At 65.5% G+C, this 20,496-nt stretch carries 19 protein-coding genes; 8 read left to right on the top strand and 11 right to left on the bottom strand.

What is annotated here, in order from left to right; all coding sequences use genetic code 11:
* Window positions 1–135 precede the first annotated feature (135 nt).
* The 3 genes from IO36_RS42435 to IO36_RS47250 all read left to right on the top strand — a co-directional run bounded on the left by IO36_RS42435 (window position 136) and on the right by IO36_RS47250 (window position 1,619).
* Window positions 136–480 carry a hypothetical protein gene (locus IO36_RS42435; protein ID WP_037628717.1) on the top strand — a complete coding sequence of 115 codons (345 nt, stop codon included), beginning with the start codon at window positions 136–138 and terminating at the stop codon, window positions 478–480.
* Window positions 481–844: 364 nt separating this feature from the next.
* Complete coding sequence (locus IO36_RS42430) at window positions 845–1,402, top strand: TerD family protein (protein WP_425535578.1); 558 nt, start codon at window positions 845–847, stop codon at window positions 1,400–1,402.
* A gap of 43 nt (window positions 1,403–1,445) precedes the next feature.
* Entirely contained in the window at window positions 1,446–1,619 is a 174-nt protein-coding gene (locus IO36_RS47250; RefSeq protein ID WP_158997784.1) for a hypothetical protein, read from the top strand.
* 329 nt (window positions 1,620–1,948) lie between these two features.
* Here the strand turns inward: IO36_RS47250 and IO36_RS42425 are convergent, their stop codons facing one another.
* The 11 genes from IO36_RS42425 to IO36_RS42390 all read right to left on the bottom strand — a co-directional run bounded on the left by IO36_RS42425 (window position 1,949) and on the right by IO36_RS42390 (window position 14,800).
* Entirely contained in the window at window positions 1,949–2,380 is a 432-nt protein-coding gene (locus tag IO36_RS42425; protein WP_037628713.1) for a PRC-barrel domain-containing protein, read from the bottom strand.
* Window positions 2,380–2,955 carry a PRC-barrel domain-containing protein gene (locus IO36_RS42420; RefSeq protein WP_037628712.1) on the bottom strand — a complete coding sequence of 192 codons (576 nt, stop codon included), beginning with the start codon at window positions 2,953–2,955 and terminating at the stop codon, window positions 2,380–2,382. The genes IO36_RS42425 and IO36_RS42420 overlap by 1 nt, the downstream gene beginning before the upstream one ends.
* Window positions 2,952–3,098: a hypothetical protein gene (locus IO36_RS47600; protein WP_167347445.1), complete on the bottom strand. Its 147-nt coding sequence runs from the start codon at window positions 3,096–3,098 to the stop codon at window positions 2,952–2,954. Before IO36_RS47600 ends, IO36_RS42420 begins: the two co-directional genes overlap by 4 nt.
* A gap of 506 nt (window positions 3,099–3,604) precedes the next feature.
* Complete coding sequence (locus IO36_RS42415; RefSeq protein WP_063764958.1) at window positions 3,605–5,026, bottom strand: SGNH/GDSL hydrolase family protein; 1,422 nt, start codon at window positions 5,024–5,026, stop codon at window positions 3,605–3,607.
* Window positions 5,027–5,195: 169 nt separating this feature from the next.
* Window positions 5,196–6,230: a zinc-binding dehydrogenase gene (locus tag IO36_RS42410; protein WP_037628710.1), complete on the bottom strand. Its 1,035-nt coding sequence runs from the start codon at window positions 6,228–6,230 to the stop codon at window positions 5,196–5,198.
* Window positions 6,231–6,905: 675 nt separating this feature from the next.
* The gene (locus IO36_RS45585) at window positions 6,906–8,699 is read right to left on the bottom strand and encodes a M36 family metallopeptidase (RefSeq protein ID WP_078943807.1); all 1,794 of its coding nucleotides are present in this window, start codon (window positions 8,697–8,699) and stop codon (window positions 6,906–6,908) included.
* 19 nt (window positions 8,700–8,718) lie between these two features.
* Window positions 8,719–11,382, bottom strand: coding sequence for a class III lanthionine synthetase LanKC N-terminal domain-containing protein (locus IO36_RS45580; RefSeq protein ID WP_158997780.1), 2,664 nt, complete (start codon window positions 11,380–11,382; stop codon window positions 8,719–8,721).
* Between the two features lie 13 nt (window positions 11,383–11,395).
* Window positions 11,396–12,112: a nucleotidyl transferase family protein gene (locus IO36_RS45575; protein WP_158997778.1), complete on the bottom strand. Its 717-nt coding sequence runs from the start codon at window positions 12,110–12,112 to the stop codon at window positions 11,396–11,398.
* 38 nt (window positions 12,113–12,150) lie between these two features.
* Window positions 12,151–12,453: a hypothetical protein gene (locus IO36_RS42400; protein ID WP_037628706.1), complete on the bottom strand. Its 303-nt coding sequence runs from the start codon at window positions 12,451–12,453 to the stop codon at window positions 12,151–12,153.
* Between the two features lie 402 nt (window positions 12,454–12,855).
* Window positions 12,856–13,068 (bottom strand): hypothetical protein, encoded by a 213-nt coding sequence (locus IO36_RS42395; RefSeq protein ID WP_158997776.1) that lies wholly within the window; start codon window positions 13,066–13,068, stop codon window positions 12,856–12,858.
* Window positions 13,069–13,888: 820 nt separating this feature from the next.
* A complete protein-coding gene (locus IO36_RS42390; RefSeq protein WP_037628703.1) occupies window positions 13,889–14,800 on the bottom strand; it encodes a helix-turn-helix transcriptional regulator in 912 nt (303 codons plus the stop codon).
* Between the two features lie 224 nt (window positions 14,801–15,024).
* Here IO36_RS42390 and IO36_RS42385 point away from each other — a divergent pair, with 224 nt between their 5' ends.
* From IO36_RS42385 to IO36_RS42365, 5 genes are all read left to right on the top strand, one after another.
* A complete protein-coding gene (locus IO36_RS42385) occupies window positions 15,025–15,345 on the top strand; it encodes a carboxymuconolactone decarboxylase family protein (protein WP_037628702.1) in 321 nt (106 codons plus the stop codon).
* A gap of 71 nt (window positions 15,346–15,416) precedes the next feature.
* Complete coding sequence (locus IO36_RS42380) at window positions 15,417–16,196, top strand: MFS transporter (protein ID WP_051901353.1); 780 nt, start codon at window positions 15,417–15,419, stop codon at window positions 16,194–16,196.
* 260 nt (window positions 16,197–16,456) lie between these two features.
* Window positions 16,457–16,714 (top strand): hypothetical protein, encoded by a 258-nt coding sequence (locus IO36_RS42375; protein WP_037628701.1) that lies wholly within the window; start codon window positions 16,457–16,459, stop codon window positions 16,712–16,714.
* A 538-nt stretch (window positions 16,715–17,252) separates the two neighbouring features.
* Window positions 17,253–19,583 (top strand): ATP-binding SpoIIE family protein phosphatase, encoded by a 2,331-nt coding sequence (locus IO36_RS42370; protein WP_051901352.1) that lies wholly within the window; start codon window positions 17,253–17,255, stop codon window positions 19,581–19,583.
* 430 nt (window positions 19,584–20,013) lie between these two features.
* Window positions 20,014–20,415, top strand: coding sequence for a hypothetical protein (locus tag IO36_RS42365; protein ID WP_158997774.1), 402 nt, complete (start codon window positions 20,014–20,016; stop codon window positions 20,413–20,415).
* Window positions 20,416–20,496 lie beyond the last annotated feature (81 nt).

Raw genomic sequence — 20,496 nt, 5'->3', positions numbered from 1 at the left:
GGAGCTTCCGAACTAGCATCAGCCAACGTTCACCCTGTTCGCGGTGGGTGTCGTCATGTCTCTCCCCTTGAATGGTGTGGTCGTTGACCGCCTCTGTGGGGGCGGGGAGAATCCGTCCGAGGAAGGGGGGAAGCGATGCATCTCAAGGACGCCAAGGACCAGATCGAGCGCGAGCACCCCGACCTCACCGGCACTGAGAAGATTAAAGCGATCAAAACGCTGAGGAGTCAGAGCGAGGCCGCTAAGAAGGATGGCACCGCGCAGGCCGGGAAATCAGGCCGGTGGCCATCGGTCGCCGAATCCTGGGGAATCGTCGCCACCGTCATCATCGGTATGCGCGCCCTGGCCTGGGCCGTGTGGGGCGTCCCCCTCAACGCCCCACATTGGTCCGATGTGCTCTTCGTCGTACAGCTAATCCTCGGCGTCGCGCTGGTTTCCCGCACCTACATACGCCGGCGGGACGCCTCGACTCCCAGGTGAAGGCTCACCCGGTCAGGGCCAGCACAATGGTGGTCAGGACCAGCCAGGTCTGGCGGACAGGAGCGAGCCGCCGCCAACGCGTACCGATCCCGTGCTGGTGCGCTGAAGCTCGCGGACAGATCGATTGCCGACGGGTAGGCAAGCAAACGTCGCTCCAGACAGGCCCGGGTTCTGGCTGAGAACACACCAGGAGCTTCACCAGTTCGTACAGCCTGCCAACTGTCCGCAAAAGCCGGCAGATTGCAGAAGGTCAGTGTCTGGGCCCTCACCCACCCGCGCGGATCAAACTTCGTAGCACCTGGCCTACATGAACAGTGCTCCGGAGAGACATACTTGACGGCATGGATACACATTCCATACGAGTCTGGTGCGGGGGAGGCAACGTCCTGTGAGCGGCGTCGGCAGGGGACTTGCGAAGGTAGAGGTGAAGCTCCGCTGGGATCCCAGCCCCTGGGGGCAGCCGCCGCGTCATCTCGACATCATCGCCGCAACCTATTCAGTGGACGACCCTCATGGACGGCCGGTATACGTCGTCCACACCGAGAGCAGGTCTCCTGACGGGACCATCAACATGAGCCGCCACAGCGAGACCGGTCAGGGCTTCGGCTTCGTCGAGGTGATGGTTCTGGAGCTCGACCGGCTGGCGTCGTCCTACGCACGGGTCGTGGTGGGTGTGGCCATCCATCAAGACCACGGCCTCCGAACCTTCGGCGACATCGCGAACGCGGGAGTGCTGATCGTCGAGGACTACACGGAACTGGTGGCGCACGACTTCGCACAGGTCGCCGCGTCGACCGCCACGACGGTTGCGGAGTTCACCAGGGATGGCATCGGAGGGTGGACCCTTCAGGCGACGCTCCGCGGATTCGGCAGCACGCCGACCGCTTTCGCTGCGGAGATGGGCGGCATCCGGCAAGCTTGATCGGTAAGATCGGGAGCCGCTGCACAGGCACCGGATCCTGCCAGTGACCTCCCGCAGGGATACCCCGAACCTCAACGGTCCGGGCAAGCTCCGCTACATCGTCGAGCAGACCCTTTCGCTCCTGTACCTCTGCACGCTGCCGCTCCTGAGTGTCGAGATCGGCAGAAGCAGGCCAGGCGATCTGGACGAAGAGCTCGTCGGGCACGAGCCGAGCTGACCTGGGTTGCGGGAACCGCTGAAGACGTTGCCGCATTCACACTTGAAGCCGCCCGATATTCCTCCCCCTTCGAAGCGTTTCTACCAGGCGGACAGCGAGTTCGGGACGGAATCCCTCCCGTGGCCGGTTCGGCAGCGTCTGATCAGCGCCTCCAGGTCATGGCCCACGATCACAGCTGGCTGCCCACGGCCCCGACAAGATCGTGTTACAACCTTAAATGCCTGCTGCGGCGGCCCATGGCGGTGTGGCGCGGTGTTGGCGATATGTTGAACCAAGGCTTCGTTCGTTCGATTTCTGGGATGTACAACAACCCTGCCGAGTACGGGTTTTCACGGTTCCTGGATGACCAGGGCGTAGTTGCCAACGCCGATCAGACTCTGTGCCGGGAGAGTGCCGGAGGAGATGAGCAGGTTCAGGATTCGGCCGGAATCGGGGTCGAAGTCGATGTCCTGGAGAGTGCCGATTTCCGTGCCGCGCTGTGTCAGGACGCGCCGGCCGAGGAGGTTGCGGCATACGGCGGCGTGTTCGGCGATGTCCTCTTCGGAGGCTTCACGGGCATTGACGCGGGCCATGACCGCATCGGGGCCGATGGCGTGTACGTATGACCAGGTAAGAAGAGTGCCGCCGCCCCCGGTGTGCTTCAACCGCAGAGCAAGTATGTGGGCCGGGCGGGGTGCGATCACCAGACTGTCGATCTGGCCGATGCTCTGGGCCTCGTCCGTGTCCATGACCGGCCGGTCCATGATTTCGGAGAGCAGCATCACGTCTTCTTCTCGCCCATGCGGCTGCGGAACTCAGGGATTGCCTTGTCGAGGGCAGCCAGGTCCTCGGTCACGTAGTCGGCCACTGCTGCCGGTACGACGAGTGCCTCGCCGGAGGCCGCGATCGTCCTCGCCAGCGGGATGAACACGGTGCGTGTCTTATGGCCGAGTGTCTCTGTGGGGGCGACCTCGTATCCTGCGACCACTGCCTGCGACGCTGTTACCTCAACCACCACATCGGTGACCTGCCCCAGGTCCATTCCGGTGTCCGTGAGTACCCGGGCTCCGAGGACGTTACCTTCTGCTGCCTCGGCGAGGTCGGCCACCTCATCTCGGTCTTTGAGCGCTGTTTCATCCTGGATCATGACCGCGTGGGGGCCCAGGCCCGCCACCGCTTCCCAGGGCAATGCTTGGCGTCTGGGGCCGGACAACAGCCGCAGGCCGCTGAGGGTGAACCCCGAGATCCGGCCGGTGTGACCGTCGAGAACGACATCCTTTACCCGGGCCACGGCCTCACCGCCGAGTGTCACCACGGGACGTTTGCTGATCTCCGATGCCAGCATGAGCGTACTCATGCGGCCTTGCCTCTCCCTTTGGAACGGGCACGCCGCACAATGATCACACCACCACGGCGCCGTTTCGCCTGGATGCCCACGACAGTTCCGGCCAGAGCCGCGAGCAGGGCCACAACCACGACGAGCCAGAACCACCAGTCCATCGTGGGTACCTCCGCCTTGGAGCTGGGACATCTCGCCGTACTCCCCGAACAGGATCTCTCCTGGACATGAGGCTGTCCAGACAGCGTCTGCGCGCCGCCTGATGCTCTGCCCCGCCTGCGGCGCAGACAGTCACGCTCCGTCGAATTCCCGCTTCGATGAGTCGTGCTGCGCTATGGGAGCTGCCCTCCGCGATGGGTGTGTTGGGAAAGTTGGTCTTCTCGCGGTTCATCTCCTTGCGGGGCGTTACGGACGGATGTGACGGTCGGGGGGGGATGCAAGTGTGCCCGCTTGAGGCGGTGATGCTGACGGTGCCGGACCAGCATTCATGCGGAGCCGGGCCGGCCCACAGGGCGGCGGGCGGCAGTGCGGACCGAGAGGGAGACGGGCCGTGTGACGGGAGGGCAACCGTTTGCGGTCAGGGGACAGAGCCTGGGAAATGACGCGGCGCTGTAGAGGAATGCCGAGTGGGGGAGGCCCGGCTAATGGCGGTGGGCCTATACCGCAGCTACCGATCGTGCTGTGCGGCGGAGTTGGGCGTGGGGGTTGCAGGTGAGGTGCTGGTGCGTGTCAGGGCCTGCTGGTCGGCGAGAGCGATGGCGAGTTCACCTGCCGCATTCGGGTGCAGTGGCGCGTTCGCGTCGGGCCCCTGGACGAACGGCTGGTCGCTGCAGAGCCGGTGTCCATCGAAGTGCTGGGGTACGGCGGTGAAGCCGAAGGTCTGCGCCCCCTGGCGCAATACGGAGTTGAGTTCCTCGAGGCGGGACTCGAGGACCTTGGCCTTGGAAGCAGTGACGCGCTGGTCCTTGAGGCAGCCGACGTTCTCGCCGAAGGGGTTGTAGTACTCGTTGATCAGAACGCGGGGGTGCTGGGGCAGTGCGGCCAGGTTGCCGAGCAGGTCGTAGTAATCGGCGGTGAAGGCGGCAGTTTGCTGTTGGAAGTACGCGGTGGACGCCTTGTCGTTGCAGGCGTCTGCGGCGGCGCAGAGCGCGGTCAGTGTGGACCAGTGGATGTCGTTGGCGCCGATACTGACAATGATCACGGAGGCTTTGGTGGCCTTCGTCGCGGCCGAAATTTGGGGAGGGACTTCGGTCGTGCCGCGTTGCTGAGGGCCAAGGAGACCATCGCGGATGGTGGCTCCGCTGCAGGCCAGGTTGAGAGTGTTCCAGTTGTTCGCCGCAGCGAGATAGACCGCGTAGGCGTCCTTGCTGCGGCCGCATGTCCTGTCCGTTCCGGTGGGGTTGTCCAGGGGAGCGTTGCCGATTGCGGCGGCGGTGGAGTCCCCGATGACCACGGCCTGGACTCCCGGCAGGGCAGGAATGCCTACAGCTTGAACGGGCGTCGGCGTGCTCGGTCCGACTAGGTCCTCGATACCGCGGATCTGTTGCAGGGCGGCGGGAGTCGCGGAGGCCAGCAGATAGACGCCGAGGGCGTTGAGCGCGCACACGCCGGCGACGGCGACCGCGAGTGCCCACAGCGTCCCGGTACGGCCCCAGCGGCGGATGCCGGCGACAGCGGCAGCGATTAGCGCCGCGAATCCCGCGGCGATCAGCGTTTCCCACAGCAGGTAGCGCGTCCAGGCGGAAGCGAGTTGTTCGCTCAGTTCCCTTCCGGCGGCCTGGGCGCCTCCCGGCTTGGTCAGAGCAGTGGCCTGGGCGTTCAGGGCGATGTGCGTGAGCTTCAGCCGAGGGCGGATGGGGCCCTCGAACCGGGGCCGAGTGGGGATGACCTGGCCGAAGAGCTCCAGTTCACCCGGTCCCGACAAGCTCAGGGTTGGTGCGGCTGCGCCCACCTGCACTGTTTGGCCGACCGGCGAGACGGTCTGCAGAGGCGTGACGCGAACCGAGAGCCACACGGACAGCCCGGCTACCGCGAGGATGGCGGTGGTGTACGCGAGAAAGGACAGTATCCGGCGAAGCCACGGTTGCATACGGCTCCTTTGCTCGGCCGGCGTCCGCAACGGTTGTCGTCGGCTTGGTCTGTCCAGCGGGAGGGCTGAGACATCCGGTGCCAGCCTGTCACGACGGGGCTGCGTCCCTACTGGGTTCTCGCCGGGAGTGGACGGGCTGTGCCGACGGGAGAGCGGGCAAGGGTTCGGGTCAGGGGACGACGATCAGTTTTCCTACATGCCGACGTCGGGCGAGTTGCGCCTGGGCCTCGCGTACCTGCCCGAGCGGGAAGGTCGCGGCGATGACGGGTCTGACGTCGCCGTGTCGGGCAATCTCCACCAGGTGGTCGAAGATCCGCGGTGTGTGCATGGTTGAGCCCACCAGCGAGAGGTTGGCGAGGTAGAGCCGCCGCACGTCGATGTCGACAGCCCAGCCGTCGAGGGCACCGGCGACCACCCAGCGTCCTCCGGCCCTCAGCAGTCCGAGGCCGGGGCCAAGGACCGCGCCGGCAACGACGTCGACGACCGCGTCGTAGCCCTCCGGCGCTGCTGCGGCTGCGTCGGTGAGCACCTCATCTCGTCGTCTGTCCACCACGGTGTCGGCACCGGCGTTGCGGACGGCCTCTCCCTTGTCGCCGCTGCACACGGCGACGACCCGGGCTCCACGGGAGTGGGCCAACTGGACCGCTGCCAGGCCGACACCGCCCGAGGCGCCGGTGACGAGGACGGTGTGGCCCTTGGAGACGGACCCGCGGTCGAGCATGCCCAGCGCGGTGCCGTAGGCGATGGGAAGGGCCGCCAGTTCCACGTCCGTCAGGGGCGAGCCGTCGACGGAGTGGGCTCGTGCGCTCGGCACCACGACGTACTCGGCGAACCCTCCGTTGCGCTCGCTCCCGAGGACGTCGGCCGGGCGCGCGTCCGGTCCCGGGCCGTCGTACTGGGCCGGGTCCACCAGCACCCGCATCCCGATGAGTCCGGTGGCTGCCCCATCACCGCAGGCCACCACCGTGCCGGCCACGTCGGCTCCCTGGATGCGCGGGAAGTCGAGCGGACCGAGCCATCCCGTCCTGACATCCGGGTCCTCTGCCGCACCGTAGGAGCCTTCGCGGGTCCACAGATCGGTGTTGTTGCAACCTGCCGCGGCTACCCGGACCAGCACCTCGCCCGGCCCCGGGCGGGGCACGGGCACCTCGCGCTCCTCGATCACATCGAGATCTCCGTGGCCGGTGATGACGACAGCCCGCATGGTACGAGGAAGGGGCGCTGACTGCGGTCCGGACGGTGGCTGAGAGGCCGGTGACATAGAGACAGAGTCTCATGCAGCCCCGTCTTGCCTTTGATAGCCGGCCCGGCTCCCGGCGTTCTGGCTACTCGCAGGGCAAGTGCTGTGTCGCTATGGGGCCTTGCCGACTCATCGCCTATATCACCAGCGATCTGGAGCATTTCTCGTCGCCGCTGTGGCCGTATTTTCGGCGCTGCACCAGTCGTCGAACGGAGAAATAACTCAGTCCTGATCAGCAGCATCGTCGTCCAATTCCGGCGCACCCTGCAGCGGCACCTGCGCGACGAGGCTTTACCTGCCAGGAAATTCTCGGAGACATCCTGGAGCTCCTGTCCGTCCACTATCTGCAGTACACGGGCATGCCGGTTCGTGACATCGCCTTCATGCTCGGCTACGAGGACCCCAACTCACTGTCCGGAGATCATCGAAGAGTTCCGGCGCATGGACATCAACGTGCAGCCCCGTCGGGTCGGAAGGATCCCGTGCCCAGTCCTCGACGTCCTCCTTCCTGAACCAGAAATCGGGCAGCGCATCGCGTATCCGCAGCACTGCAAAGAGGGGGCGGTTGTACGCTGCTTGGCGCCGATGTGGGACTCTCTCCTCTTCAAAGGATCGTCCTCATCTGTCGGTCCATACGTTTCATGGCACGCTGTTGTCAGCGACGGCGCCAACGCCAGAGGGGCCCTGAGAGGTGGCGCCGATTCCCATTCCAAGAGCTGCGAACGCTGCCCAGATGCCTGCTTTCGCCGCTGAGTGCTCTGAGACCGATACGGCACCGCTGTCGCGGAGGTCGTCGAGAGTGAGGAGAATCTCATCACGGCCGTCCAGGAGGCTGGGATTGGCTGGCAGGTTCTTCATTCCTTCCAGGACCAACTGGAGGCTGAGGCTGGCCCCGATCCTGCGGTTCATATCTAGTAGGGCAGCGCACCAAAGACTGCCAATTTCGTAAAGTTTCAGTGTGCTGAGGGTGGCGAAATTAATCTGGTCGCTCTGGAAGCTTTGGTCGTAGGGAAACCGGCGCAGTCCCACGTCATCGTCGGTCAACCATTGCCCGATGAGTGAGGTGCCAATGAGCGTGCAAGCAAAATAGTCACCCCACCCTTCGCCCATTCCTCGGCTTTGGGTCTCCAGAAGCGGATGGGGGGCTGCGCCGCCGCCGACCAGTCGGGTACTCACGCCATGCGTGTACTCGTGGAAGACGATGGTCATATCCAAGGAGCTGTGTCGGCCGGTTTCCTGTTTAGGGCCCAGGCGCATCGTCGGCACAGAGCCCAGGGGCCACCAGTGGGCTGTGCCCAGAACCGGCTCGTTGTGGATTTCCACCTGCACGCTGCGGCTAGGGCGTCCTGCACTGCTTACTGCGCCATCTTGGTAGCTGCCGTCGGATTCACGAAACCCGATGAGGTAGGTCAGATCATGCATGAAACAGGCGCCGTAGAATGCGTTGAGGATCATCTGATCCGCACCCTTCGGATCTGCGGGGTCGAAAAGTACGTCCTCCGCAGATTCGCCTGTGAAGGGAGAAACGCTCGAGCCCAATCCGGCCCTGGTGGTGTAGCCATCGGTTGAGTTTCCGGATACCCAGGCATTTGGGGTCGATGGAAGGTTTGGTGGCACATCGAGGCCGTAGCTCGCCCATTCGAGGGGAAAGCTCACAACCTTTCTGGGCGTGTTCGGATTGATTTGAAAGACGTTTCCTCGGCAGGTTGCAGACGGTACGAGTTGGGTGCAGTAGAGAATGCTTCGGTTGCGGGCATCGACCAGTACGCGAAACGCACCCTCTTGTTCCGATACGCCGAGGATGATGTCCCAGGCTAGTCGTAGATCTTTCGCTGCGGGGACCCAGGTGAGGTATGCGGTGATGGTCTCGCTGAAGGGTCCCTGCTCCAGGACTGTCGGCTTGCTTGCGATGCTGCTGAATTCCGCAAGCACTTTCGGCTCGAAGTCCATTGCACCGCCGCTGGCAGTCGGCGAGTTCTCTCTGAATGCGTTTCGATGGCTCTGCTCGTCGTCGCTGGGCCTTGTCACATGCAGCGCCGCAGCTTGAACAGCAGACTCGACCGGAACGTTCGCGACGACATCGAGCGAGTTGGGCGGGGTTACCAGGCGAGCCTGGGTTCGCTGAACGTCTCTTGTACCCGAGAAGCGCACCGATTGGCCGGCCATAAAGACGGGAAGACCCTGCATCTGCTGTTCGAGGTGGATTGTTGTGGCCCCGGCGAGGGTTGACGGGCTTCCCGGGAGAGGACTGAACTCCAACGGTTGTCCTGCCCGTGCCCCGAGCACCTCGCTAGTGGCCTTGGCGATCATCAGGGATCGCTCCACGAGGGTTGCGGTGGGGGCCTTCTGCTGTGCACCGAGCGGCAGTTCGTCTGCGCTCAAGGTGAAAGCGAGATACGCGCCCTCGTCGCGAAGGTCGAGCTCTCTGGGCATGTGAGGTCTACCTTCTGACCTAGGCTGGGTTCAGGCTGAACTGATTGCTCCTACTTCGTGCGGTGGCGAGAGGCACGGAGCATCGCTGCAACCACTGTGGGGAGAGCATGGCCTGGTTCGAACCGGCTGCGGCCAGGGCAAGTTGGGTGGCCGGCCCCAGGAATCCGACCCAAAGGTCCGGGGTCACGAGGGACGGACGCTCGGAAGACCACACGGTGGCTCCGTCCCGGCTGTGGTGCAGCAACCGCAGGCTGGCTGCTAGTTCGCTGGCCCGGCGACGAGCGCCGTCACGGTGCTCGGGTAGGGCTTTGAGCATGCGCCAGGTCTCCATCACCCCGGCCAGCCCGTGACACAACGTGGGGTTGTCCAGGTCTGGTGTGGCACGGTCGAATGCTGAAACGATCTGTGTGTCGATCGTGTCGTAACTTGTCGGCGTTTGGAGTAGGCACCACAGCAGACCTGCAATTCCATGGCACCAGTGGTGTGGTGTTCTAACCTCCCCCGACATCGTCGCCAGAATATTGGATCTGTCGGTCGTCAAGCCGTGCTCGGTGATGCTATGAAGCGCGTCTGCGGCCAGGGTAGAGGTGTTCACGCAGCCAGAGGCTCCTGCCCATACGGCGAGCGCCATCGCGATGCCTGCGGTGCCGTGAGCAGCCCCGAGGTAGATCCGGCCGGCTGCGTCGAACTGTGGGTGTGGAGTCCATCCGATGATTCCGTCGACTTTTCGGGCCGTAGCGTGGACCCTCATCGTCTGTTGTTCCGCAAGGTCGCATCCCCACGACGTACCGAGGATGGCGTCGATCAGAACACCGGCCCAGACGATTCCGGCAGCTCCGGAGAAGAGGTCGTAGTCGGAGATGCGGCTCCGTGCCGCGCCTTCGAAGCGCCGTCGTGCGGCTTCAATCAGGTCTGGGCGTTCCAGCCGTGCTCCGGCCAGTGCCAGCGCTACAGCCACGCCGCTGTTGCCTGTGAACAGGCCGTGCGCCTGTTCCAACGACGGGCGTGCGGCCAGCCATTCAGCGCCGCCTGTAATGTCGGAGTCGAAGTGTCGTGATCCGCTAGCGGTGTCCAGCGTTGCCAGCGCGAGGATGATTCCGGCTGCGCCCAGGTTGAGGCCCTCGCATTCGTATGCGGCGAGCAGGTGCGAGTTACGCCAGTGGTGATGACCGCCGCGGACGACTTTGAAGCCTCGTGTCGCCAGCCCGGCACTGACGGCAGAGCTGAGTGCCCAGCGGCGGTCGAACGCCGTGTGGTGTGACGCCGGGGTGGTCAGTGACTCAGTCTCGAGCGCGGGTAGGGCTGCTCTCAGGCGCTTGGCCACCTGGCCAGCAGTCGGTCTCCGTCTGGGAGCGGGGTCATGGCACGCTTTGACGATTGAGGCTGCCGTCTGCTGCCCGCGTTGCTGCAGCAAGCCGATCTGCCGGCCCGCGTTGCTTTGTTGGGGTAGGCGGCCGGGACAGTAGCCAGTCGCCGCATGGGTCACGCATGATCCGAGGCTGTAGATGTCATACGACGGGTCGACGATCGCGCGTCGCCCCTCTGGTGGTTCGTAGCCGTCTGTACCGCCCGGTACTGGCCGGGCGGTACCAATCGTCGCGGCCATTTCGAAGTCGATGAGACGAAGGCCTTCGGAGCCCATGCGCACGTTGGACATCTTCAGGTCCCGATGGACAACGCCTTGCGCGTGCAGTTCGGCAACCGTGGCCGCGAGTTCGTGCAGACATCGCACGCGGTCTACTGGTGGAAGTTTCTCCGGCTGCGTACCTCCTGCATCGCTGATGACGAGGTGCCCGGTCAATGGATCGTGGGCGATCAACTCAGGTGCGATGCCTGAGCTGCTCAAGCGGCGCAGTACCTGTCGCTCGTTCTCGAGTCGGGTCACAGCATCGTTTCCGAACTCGTCGCCCTCGATCCCCCGGACTCTGTGCCGGATGATGACCAGCCTGCGGTCGGAGAGTCTGACTGCTAGAGCCACGTGTCCGCGCAGGTTTGCCGTCAACGCTTTCAACGGCAGGTAGGTGATGCCGTCGATCCGAACTGGCGCGCCCGGTTGGACGTTGAGGTTCCGGTCTGCTGGTTTGACGGGCGGGACGGCCCAGTCCGGTTGCCTGCCGTGTGAATCGCGTACGTCCGCTTGCAGCCTGCCGTCAGGTGCCTGGAGGGCGCTGTGGGTGACGCCAAAGGAGTCGGTGACAACTTCCTTTGCTACAAAGGCACCGTACCTGATGGAAAGGGCGCCGCCCGATGCCACGGGGAGGTCAGAAGTCACAGACGGCGCGTGGCTGGGGCGCCAGATGGCATCGATGCGATCGATGAGAGTGGCCAGCAATTTGTCTGATGCAGGATATGCCGTCACAATCTTGCCGACTTGAGACTTTCCGGCGACCCCAGCGTTGATCTGGATAATGGCCCCGACGTCGGCCGGCAGCTTGAAAGTCGTCTTGGCTTCCACGAGTTCGGGGAGCACTTTTTCAAATAGGCCGACAGCACCGGCTGCTGATGTGGTGATGTGCAGCTTCCACCCTTGGCTGGGCAACGCGTCGGCGAACTCACACACCTGCCACGTGATGGTGCTGTCGCGCCGCAGGCGGGTACGCCAGCCTGCAGGGAGTCCGCCCATGAACCCGTCGAGGGCGCGCCTGTAGTGAGTGTGCAGTTGCTCACCAGGCACGATGCTCATGGCTGGCCTCTCATTAATCGCCGACATTCGTGTGATCACCTGGCCCCGCAATGAAGGCCAGCCAGGGCGTCGCATCGTCAGGCCAGAGCATCCGGCTGCCGTTGCACCAGGGTTCCAGAGTCAGATAGATCGGCTGCCGTGCTTGCGCGTCCTCAGGGGTGGGTAGCTCAACCGGCACAGCAGCGTATGCGCCTGGCGGCCATGTCATGGGCCGCCTGCCAGATGCCGGCCGGGCGCAGTAGAACTTCTGGGACAGAAGCTGGCTGGCACGTGACAGTTCGCCACGGGCCAAATGCCTACGGGCGTCAATGATGCCCTCTGTCCTTCGGTGCCCTTCTGCGAAATCGACGCCAATTCCCAGCGGATCGCAGTAGTCGCGGATTGCCGATGCGCTGCCGCGCATGCCTCGCCCCAGCGATTGGCCTGGCCGCAGGAGAACTCTATTGATCTCCACATGTTCACGTAATCCGTCGAAAAGGAATGAAGCTCCCTCGTTCTCGACTTGTTGACGTGTCAAAGTGACGACGATGCGACTTTGGATGCCGCATTGAGCCTGGAGCCACAATCGGTACTCGACGTCCTGGAACGAAGGGTGCTCCTTCGTGCCTCGCAGAGTGGACACCGGGTCCGGATCCAGAGTGACCGCAAGTACGCTCAACCCCTGCCGCCGGGCGGTTGCGACCGCATCTCTGTAGAGTTCGGCTTGGTCGTTCCCCGCAGGGTCCCACACGCCGATTATGGCGAGGTGGCCCCCCGAAGTCGAAGCGTCTACGCGATATGAGTGACTTCGCACAGAGTTACTTCACTCACGCAGCATGTGATGATGCAGTCGAGGTCGAGGTCAATGCCCGCGATGCCGCTTGCCAGCAGCACTTCCCGCTGAAGGTCCAAGGCCAAGCCCCGCTCCGCGAGGACGACCGTCGGGTCACTCTCGAAACGGTTCTTGAGAGCGGTGTCCGTTTCGAATTCAGTGTTGAGTTGTGTCCAGAACTCTCGCACCGCTTCCTCGTCCGGGATGAGTGTCGCCTTTTCGACTTTAAGCGAGAAGTTTTGAGGCCCGGTAGCAGGCATTACGTTTTCCTTTCCTCGATTGCTGATGCGACCAGTATCGGCCTCGACTGCTCACTGCGCGAGCCGGGGCTCGCGCGCAAATGGGTGAATGCTGGGCCTGTGCGCTGGTTCGTCAGCATATCCCCTGCATGGGGCGACTACTGTGCGTCCCATGCGGTAATCGCTTCCACGTCAGAGGAGGGGTTTTCACCTACTCGGGAGAGTTCTATGATTTCCGATCCCCATGCAGACTAAATTCTCAGTGGCACATTTCCTGCGCATCATGGACCCGGGCTTCTTCGGTGCATGAGCTCAAGGGGCACGGACAGCAGATTGTCAGCCGCTACACCGACACCGAGCCATGCGCCTACGGCACCAGCGCACAGCGCCAGAACTGGCACAGGCGTGGTGTCGGCAGACTGGTCACGCCGTGTGGGCGAAGTTCGCGACGTAGTCCCACAAGTCCTGGACCTGTTCGGAGGCTTTTGGGCCGGGATTGAGGGGGCGTGGTCGGCGGTCGTGCCACAACAGGCCGGTGCAGGTGGCGGCCTTGGGGGAGGCGCCGAGCCGCATGATCGTGTCGGAGCCCTGCCCCGGGGGCGGAGGATGGGCCAGGCGAAGCACGGAAGCATCCATTCCTGGACGCCCTTGGTGTCGGCCCCGGCCGGAGTGGGCACCACCTAGGGATACGACGCGGCCTCGCACGTGGTCACCGAGACCGGGGGCGGCGTGAAGAACGAGGTCACCGGAATCACGCATACCGCCGTGGCCTCGAGTACGGCCAGGGTGCAGAGGATTCCCGTTGCGAGGGACGCCGTGCGATGGCGCGTAGCCTCGGCCGGGAGTGCAGCGTGCGCTGGAGGTCGATATCGGATTCCAGGCTCTGCTCGATGTCCGCGAGGATTTTGCGTTCGTGAGGTGACAGCGCGGGTCCCTCATCCATTCCAGTCCACCTCCGCTATGTGCGAGGTGAGGGCATGAGCTCATTTTTGCCTGCCGCGGTAGTTCGTTCGCACGAGCGCAGGCCTGTTTAGGTACCCAGGATCACTGGTGCGTGCCCGGCAACCGTCAGGTCGCGGTTGCCGACCGGGTCGGGCATGTCCCGCGCGGCGGCGCTGCTCATGATGACCTCAGGGGGCCAGCTCGCCATCGCCTCGGAGGTTCCTGCGAGAGACGGCTGGGCAGGGGCTGAGGGCTCGTCGTCCGCCAGCTGCCGTGTTTTGGGGGTGTCCCCGGCGCGTTCGAGGAAGCGCGGGAGTTCGACGGGGAAGGGCAGGGCCAGGGGGAGTCCTTCTCGGCGGTCATGGCCACGGCGGTTTGTAGAAGCCGCAGGCTGCAGTGGCTCTGTTCACGAGAACCGACAGCAGCGTTCACGAGTTTGGACAGCGCTCGACCCGCTGCAGGGATCGAACAGCTCATGGTTCCGGGCAGCACCGGCCTTCCCGGGTCGGCATGATCAATGCCGGTTGGAAGTGATGTCAGTGGGCGATGTGGTGGGGAGTCTGTCTGCGCTTGGCGGGAACTCGGTGGCTGCCCAGGTGGCGAGGAGTTGCAGGGCTTCGTGGTCGGGGGTGCCGGGGGCGGCGCTGTAGGCGGTCAGGGTGAGGCCGGGCTGGGCCGGTAGTTCCATGGCGTCGAAGTCGAGGGCGATGGTGCCGACGGCCGGGTGATGGAAGGCCTTCTTGCCGGTGTGGTGCAAGCGCACGTTGTGCTTGGCCCAGGCGGTGCGGAACTCCTGGCTGCGAGTGACGAGCTCGCCGATCAGCCCGGTCAGCTCGGTGTCGTGCGGGGCGCGGCCGGCCTCGGTGCGCAGGAGGGCGACGGTGGTGTTGACACCGGTTTCCCAGTTAGGGAAGAAGTCGCGGCCGGCGGGGGTGAGGAACTGGGCGCGGGCAATGTTGGTGGTCGCTGCGGTGGGGTTGGGGAACAGCGGGGCGTAGAGGGCGCGGCCCAGGGTGTTGGTGGCGAGGATGTCGAGGCGGCCGTTGCGGATGAAGGCCGGTGAGTCGGTCATGGAGGCCAGAACACGCAGGACGCTGTCCGGCAGTGTTCCGGCGGGGCGCCGGGTGCGGCGGGTGGGGCGTTTGGCGGCGGCTCGGGCGAGGTCGAACAGGTGGGCGCGTTCGGCGTCGTCGAGCTGGAGGGCGTTCGCCACGGCGTCGAGGACTTCCTCGGATGCGCCGGCGAGATGGCCGCGCTCTAGGCGGACGTAGTAGTCGATGCTGACGCCGGCGAGCAGGGCGACCTCTTCGCGGCGCAGGCCGGGCACGCGCCGGTTGCCACCATAGGCGGGCAGTCCCGCCTGCTGCGGGGTGATCTTGGCACGGCGGGAGGCCAGGAAGGCGCGGATGTCGCTCTCGGTGCTCATGCCTTCCACGCTAAGCCGGACGGCGCAGACGTGGGGGGTCCTGTCAGTACCTGTAACAGCAGGCCCTTCTATCCCCGATTGACCTGCGCTTTCCTCGATATCGCAGGCCGTTGGAGCCGCCGGGAAATCGGCCGGAAGCGGGTCACGGCAGGGCTGTCGCAGGGCCCGGTCCGGCACACCGTGGAACCGGCCCGATGCAGCCGTTCGATCAAGGAGATCCCCTCATGCCGAAGCAGTCCGCGCCCCAGGCGCTTGCCGGAATCGCCCCGAAGCTGGTCGACGTCACCAACGAGGTCCTCTTCGGTGACGTATGGGAGCGCCCCGGACTGTCGCCGCGCGATCGGAGCCTGGTAACCGTGAGCGTCCTGGCGGCGCTGTACCGCAGCGAGCAGCTCGGCTACCACCTCGCAGTCGCTCTGGACAACGGGCTGAGCGTGGAGGAGCTGTCCGAGGCCATCACGCATCTGGCGTTCTACGCCGGCTGGCCCAACGCGATGACCGCGATCACGCAGCTGAAGAAGATCGCCGACGAACGCTCCGCCTGACCCCGGGCGCGAGCGACGCAACGACGTCCCGCCGCGCGCAGGGGCGCGCGGAACCCACAGGAGAGAACGCCATGACTGGCATCGACTGGATCGGGCAGACCACCGCGGTGGTCGCGATGGGCGCCCTGACCTACGGAGCGATCGAGACCGGCAGCGCCGGCTTCACCGCCCCATGGGTGATCACCGCATTCGCGGTAGCCTCCGCTGCGCTTGCCGCGTTCCTGGCCGCTCAGGCCCGCGGCCGCCACCCGATGATGCCGCTGGACCTGTTCCGCTCCCGCACCGTGACCGCTGCGGTCGTCATCGGGTTCGCGTTCATCGTCGGCTACTACGGTCTGCCGTTCGTCATCAGCCTCTACCTCCAGCAGGAGCGGGGCCTGTCCGCCCTGGTCACAGGCGCCGCGTTCTTGCCCATGATGCTGACCGGCGCCGCCCTGACCCCCTTCAGCGCACGCCTCGCCGAACGGGCCGGCACCCGCACCCTCGCCGTCGGCGGCCTGGCCCTCATGACCACAGGGCTTCTCCTGCTCGCCCTCCTGCCGACCTCCGCACCCGCGTGGGCGATTGCCGCGCTCATGGTCCTGGTCGGCCTCGCCGGGCCCCTCGTCATGCCGCCCGTCACCGCCGTCTTGCTGAACGCCGTTCCCGCCCACCGCGCCGGCGTCGCCAGCGGCCTGTTCAACACCAGCCGCCAGGTCGGCGGTGCCCTCGCGGTCGCCGTCTTCGGCGCCCTCCTCACTCAGCCCGCCGGCTTCCTGACTGGCATGCGCGAAAGCCTGATCATCGCCGCCGCCGTCGCCCTCGCGGCAGCCGTAGTCGGCCCCCGCATGACACCGGCCAAGTGCCTCTGAAGGTCATATACGGAGGCTGCGCTCGCAGCCTTGCCGTTCCTCGTGAATATCGAACACGACGCGCTGCCTACGCCTCCCAAACTCGTGTACAAGCGCCATCGGTTCTCGGGCTCTGGCTCAACTTCTGCGGTGACAGATCGGAGCCGGTCCTAGAGTGCCCTAGCTCCTCGGATCCCGGCTGACGGTCGGTAGCCGCCCCGAGCTCTTCCCGTTCGTGGGTTGCTGCGTGACCTGCGCAGACAGGTGTTCGTTCATCGGGTATGCGAAAGATCATCACCTGTGGCCTGCTGGCCGCCGCGGCCATCGCTGCCGTTCCGCCTGCCTTCGCCGACAACGACAGCAACTTCGCCAGCGGAGCCAACGCGGCGAACAACTGGAACTTCTCCGCTGCTGACGTGTGTATTCAGGAACTCGCAGTGGTCCCCGCCCTGAGTGACTGGACTGGCAACCACAAGAACAACTGCTCCAACGGCAACGTCATCGACCACTCCGGCAGCGCGATGCCGCACGGTCACTGACAAGCGCCACATCCACAGAACCTGCTGGGAACCGGCCCCCGGGTGACCGGCGGGATCCCGAGGCCGAAGGCTGAGCGCCCAGGCGCGGGGGCTCATCACAGAAGTTGTGCCAGAGCCGGTTCTCGTGAACAAAGCCAATGCAGGGTCGCCGGCTGCTCGGACATGACTGCTGCCGCCTGGGCGAGCTTCGTGGACGCCTGGAGCTCGGTGTCTGCGGTGGATCAGGCGGGAGCGCCGCTTGCGGTCTGCCTCGGCCTGCCAGGCCATGGAGGTTGTAGCGCATGCAGGATGCAGGTATGACCACCGTCCCAGCGGCCGTCTCATAATCGCTTCGCGTATCGAAGCCGGCATGGCAGGCGACAGGCTCTCCCGCAGCAAAGCAGACGGCACGAGACGGAGAAATTGATGGTGCGCGGCCCGTGAGTGCCGAGGAGGGTGCCGATTGCCAGGCGACAGACTCTGTGGGCAAATGGAAGTATCTCTGTCGTTCCGGGACCGGAGGTGCGGCCATGGCACAGCCTCTGGTGGCGCTCACCCGATGACCCCACGGCCGCGTTACGCCCATCTCGTGCTTGATGAGCGAGCCACCGTCGTGGAGTGGAGTCCAGAGGCTGAGAGGCTTCTTGGCTACTCCGAGAAGGAGGCGCTCGGCCGGCACGTCTCCTTGTTCCTGGCCCAGGAACAAGGAGACGTGGAAGACGGCGAGCAGATTGCCGCGCGGCATCGGGCCGGTCGGCGGGTGGTGGTCCGCGCAGCGGTCGAAACCCTGGCCCGGCCCGGTGTGCCCCTTCGCTGGGCGGTGCGGTTGAGCACGGTGTCGGACACCGTCCAGGACGAGATCGACACCGCACTGCTGCGGGCGCTGCTGACCGACTCCCCGCTGGGTGTCCAGGCCGTCGATGGGGATCTGCGGCTGCTGCGCCTGAATCTCTCCGGGCCGGGCGTCAGCGGTGCCGTGGGGCACGAGGCCATCGGCCGGCATGTCCGGGACATCGCTCCGGGCCTGATAGACGAAACGGTCGAGCAAAAGCTGCGGCATACGGTCGAGAGTGGTCAGCCCCTGAGCTTTCTGCACAGTGGTCGCCCTCCCTCCGATCCCACCCATGATCACGTCTACTCCGTGACACTGCTGCCGCTCAGGGACTCGGCCGACCACGCTGTCGGGGCACTCATCGCTTCCCAGGACGTGACCGAGAGGGAGCAGGCCCGGGCCCGCCTGGACCTCCTGGCGGAAGCAGGCGCCCGGATCGGCACCACCCTCGAGGTCCGCACCACGGCCCAGGAACTGCTCGCCGCCACGGTTCCGGCCATCGCGGACATCGCCACGGTCGACGTCCTGGACGGCGTCCTCCACGGCGAGGCCTACGCACCTGGGCCGGTGGGCAAGCAGGCCCGACTGCGACGTGTGGCCTTCAAAGGCGCCCGGGAACGCGGCGCCCGGGCGGCCTATGACACCGGGGAGCTGGTCGAATACCTGCTCCCCGCCCACATTGCCAGCCTGACCGAGCTGCAGCCCATCCTGGTGCCGCACCTGCGGTACGGCGAAACGCCCGCCGACGACCGCCGCACACCACACATCCGCGCCGATGGCGCCCACTCCCTGATGGTCGTCCCGCTCGCCGCCCGCGGTGTACTCCTCGGCCTGGTCAGCTTCTACCGGGCCCAAGCGACCGATCCCTACGACAAGGGCGACCTGGTCCTGGCCTCCGAACTCTGCGCCCGAGCGGCCGTGTGCCTGGACAACGCGCGTCAGTACACCCGTGAGCACAAGACGGCCCAGGCACTGCAGCGCACCCTCCTGCCGCGCTCCGCGCCGTTTCAGAGCGCTGCCGACGTGGCCTGGCGGCATGATTCGGCGCAGAGCCCGGGTGACTGGTTCGACGTCATTTCCCTCTCCGGCGCTCGAGTTGCGCTGGTCGTGGGCCGTATGGCCGGCGAAGGGATCGACGCGGTCGCCGCGATGGGACAACTGTGCACGGCCGCCAACACGCTCGCCGCCCAGGATCTCGCCCCCGACGAACTCCTCGGCCGACTGCACGACATGGTCACCGGACGCAGCCACGAGACCACCGACGATCCCCGTGCGGCATCCGCCAGGAACCACATGCAGGGAGCCTCCTGCCTCTATGCGGTCTACGACCCCGTTTCACGCCGCTGCACGCTCGCCCGAGCCGGTCATTCGACGGCGGTGGTCGTCGACCCGCAGGGCGTGCCCGAGATCTGCGACATCCCCGAGGGCCCTTTGCTGGGCACAGGCCATCCGCCGTACCGGAGTGTGGACATGGAACTGCGGGAGGGGACCAGCCTGGGACTGTTCAACACCGCTCCGGCACCGGCCAAGAGCGCCGCCCTGTCGTCCGCTGCTCAGATCCTGTGCCAGATTCTGAGCAGCGATCCCTGTCGCGACCTGTCGGACAGCTGCGAGGCGTTCATCCGCGCCGGCAAACCTGCCGACGAGGGCTCCCTCGTGCTACTGGCCCGCACCCGGGCTCTGTCCGCAGACCAGGTGTCGACCTGGATCCTTCCACCGGACCCGGCCGTCGTCACCGAGGCCCGGGCCATGAGCCTGCGACAACTCGCCGACTGGGGCCTGGGCGACCTGGCCTTCGCCACCGAACTGATCGTCAGCGAGCTCGTCACCAATGCCATCCGCTACGGAGCCGGGCCCGTCGGCCTTCGCCTGATTCGTGACCGCGGGCTGATCTGCGAGGTCAGCGATGGCAGCAGTACCGCTCCTCATCTTCGGTACGCCTATGAGACCGACGAAGGCGGCCGTGGCCTTTTCCTGATCGCTCAGATCGCCCACCGCTGGGGCACCCGCTACTCCGCCCGAGGAAAGACCATCTGGGCCGAACAAGCCATCGCCTGACCGGATATGGCCGGACCGACGGCGGCGCGGCGACGTGCCGCCACCGCATCCTCCTGCCCTGACCACCCGGCCACCGACTTCGGGACAGACCCGAACGTCTCACAGTCCCTAGGACGGCCATACACGCATACCTGGCAGCCGTGGCAGACCCGCACGCTTCTCTGCACTTCACTCGATCGAAATTCGTTGGGGATGCCGAGAGGGGCATGGCAATTCCTGTGCGTCACACGTGCTCACGAGGTGAGGTCGTCGGTAGGGCGTGACCGCAGCGCGCTGTCCCTGCCAGGCTTCGGCAGCGTCGCCGACCCATGTGCTGCCGGAGCCGCTTCTCGTACTTCGATCCACTACGCGAGACACTGGCCTGCCAGTGGGGGAGGGAAGCGGGATGAGGCATGTGCCTTTCTTCCGTTGGGTGCTTACCTTGGGCTTCGTGCTCTTCGCCTGCTCTGTGGGGCTGTACGCTGCCGGGTCGGGCCTGCCGGAAGCGCGTCAGATCGACCTGACGGTGCTCGACGAGAAGCCCGACGGATCGTGCAGGGTCCGTTGGATGGACCCGTACCAGAAGCGGGCGCGAGAGGCGCCCTACCAGTGCGACCCCGGTCGGTCGGCCCTCCTCAAAGCGCCCCAGTACTCCGATAGCAGTGGCTATGGCTGGGACAGCGGGTTCATGCTCACCGAGGGGCCGGACCGGGGGAATCTGGAGGACCTTGCTGCCGAGTCGGACCTTGGGTACTCAGACGTCTTCCTGCTGCTGGGAGCGTTGCTCATTGCCCTCGGGCTGATCGGGGGGAACCTCGGTGCCCTTCCCAGGGTTCTAGGCCGTTTCGTTTAGATCATCGGATCGTTGGTCCGGGTGTGCCGTTAACTGACGCGCAGTGGGCGCGGATCGAGCCGTTGCTCCCGGACCGGACGC

The organism is Streptomyces aureus (assembly GCF_000725495.1).
Taxonomy (GTDB): Bacteria; Actinomycetota; Actinomycetes; order Streptomycetales; family Streptomycetaceae; genus Streptomyces; species Streptomyces aureus_B.
Note: the sequence above shows the minus strand (reverse complement) of the source record. Positions and strands in the feature narration are given on the sequence as shown.

Coding starts and splice junctions, on each gene's coding strand:
- IO36_RS42435 (WP_037628717.1), top strand. CDS start 136: ATGCATCTCAAGGACGCCAAGGACCAGATCGAGCGCGAGCACCCCGAC.
- IO36_RS42425 (WP_037628713.1), bottom strand. CDS start 2,380: ATGCTGCTCTCCGAAATCATGGACCGGCCGGTCATGGACACGGACGAG.
- IO36_RS42420 (WP_037628712.1), bottom strand. CDS start 2,955: ATGAGTACGCTCATGCTGGCATCGGAGATCAGCAAACGTCCCGTGGTG.
- IO36_RS47600 (WP_167347445.1), bottom strand. CDS start 3,098: ATGGACTGGTGGTTCTGGCTCGTCGTGGTTGTGGCCCTGCTCGCGGCT.
- IO36_RS42415 (WP_063764958.1), bottom strand. CDS start 5,026: ATGCAACCGTGGCTTCGCCGGATACTGTCCTTTCTCGCGTACACCACC.
- IO36_RS42410 (WP_037628710.1), bottom strand. CDS start 6,230: ATGCGGGCTGTCGTCATCACCGGCCACGGAGATCTCGATGTGATCGAG.
- IO36_RS45585 (WP_078943807.1), bottom strand. CDS start 8,699: ATGCCCAGAGAGCTCGACCTTCGCGACGAGGGCGCGTATCTCGCTTTC.
- IO36_RS45580 (WP_158997780.1), bottom strand. CDS start 11,382: ATGAGCATCGTGCCTGGTGAGCAACTGCACACTCACTACAGGCGCGCC.
- IO36_RS42400 (WP_037628706.1), bottom strand. CDS start 12,453: ATGCCTGCTACCGGGCCTCAAAACTTCTCGCTTAAAGTCGAAAAGGCG.
- IO36_RS42395 (WP_158997776.1), bottom strand. CDS start 13,068: ATGGATGCTTCCGTGCTTCGCCTGGCCCATCCTCCGCCCCCGGGGCAG.
- IO36_RS42390 (WP_037628703.1), bottom strand. CDS start 14,800: ATGAGCACCGAGAGCGACATCCGCGCCTTCCTGGCCTCCCGCCGTGCC.
- IO36_RS42385 (WP_037628702.1), top strand. CDS start 15,025: ATGCCGAAGCAGTCCGCGCCCCAGGCGCTTGCCGGAATCGCCCCGAAG.
- IO36_RS42380 (WP_051901353.1), top strand. CDS start 15,417: ATGACTGGCATCGACTGGATCGGGCAGACCACCGCGGTGGTCGCGATG.
- IO36_RS42375 (WP_037628701.1), top strand. CDS start 16,457: ATGCGAAAGATCATCACCTGTGGCCTGCTGGCCGCCGCGGCCATCGCT.
- IO36_RS42370 (WP_051901352.1), top strand. CDS start 17,253: ATGACCCCACGGCCGCGTTACGCCCATCTCGTGCTTGATGAGCGAGCC.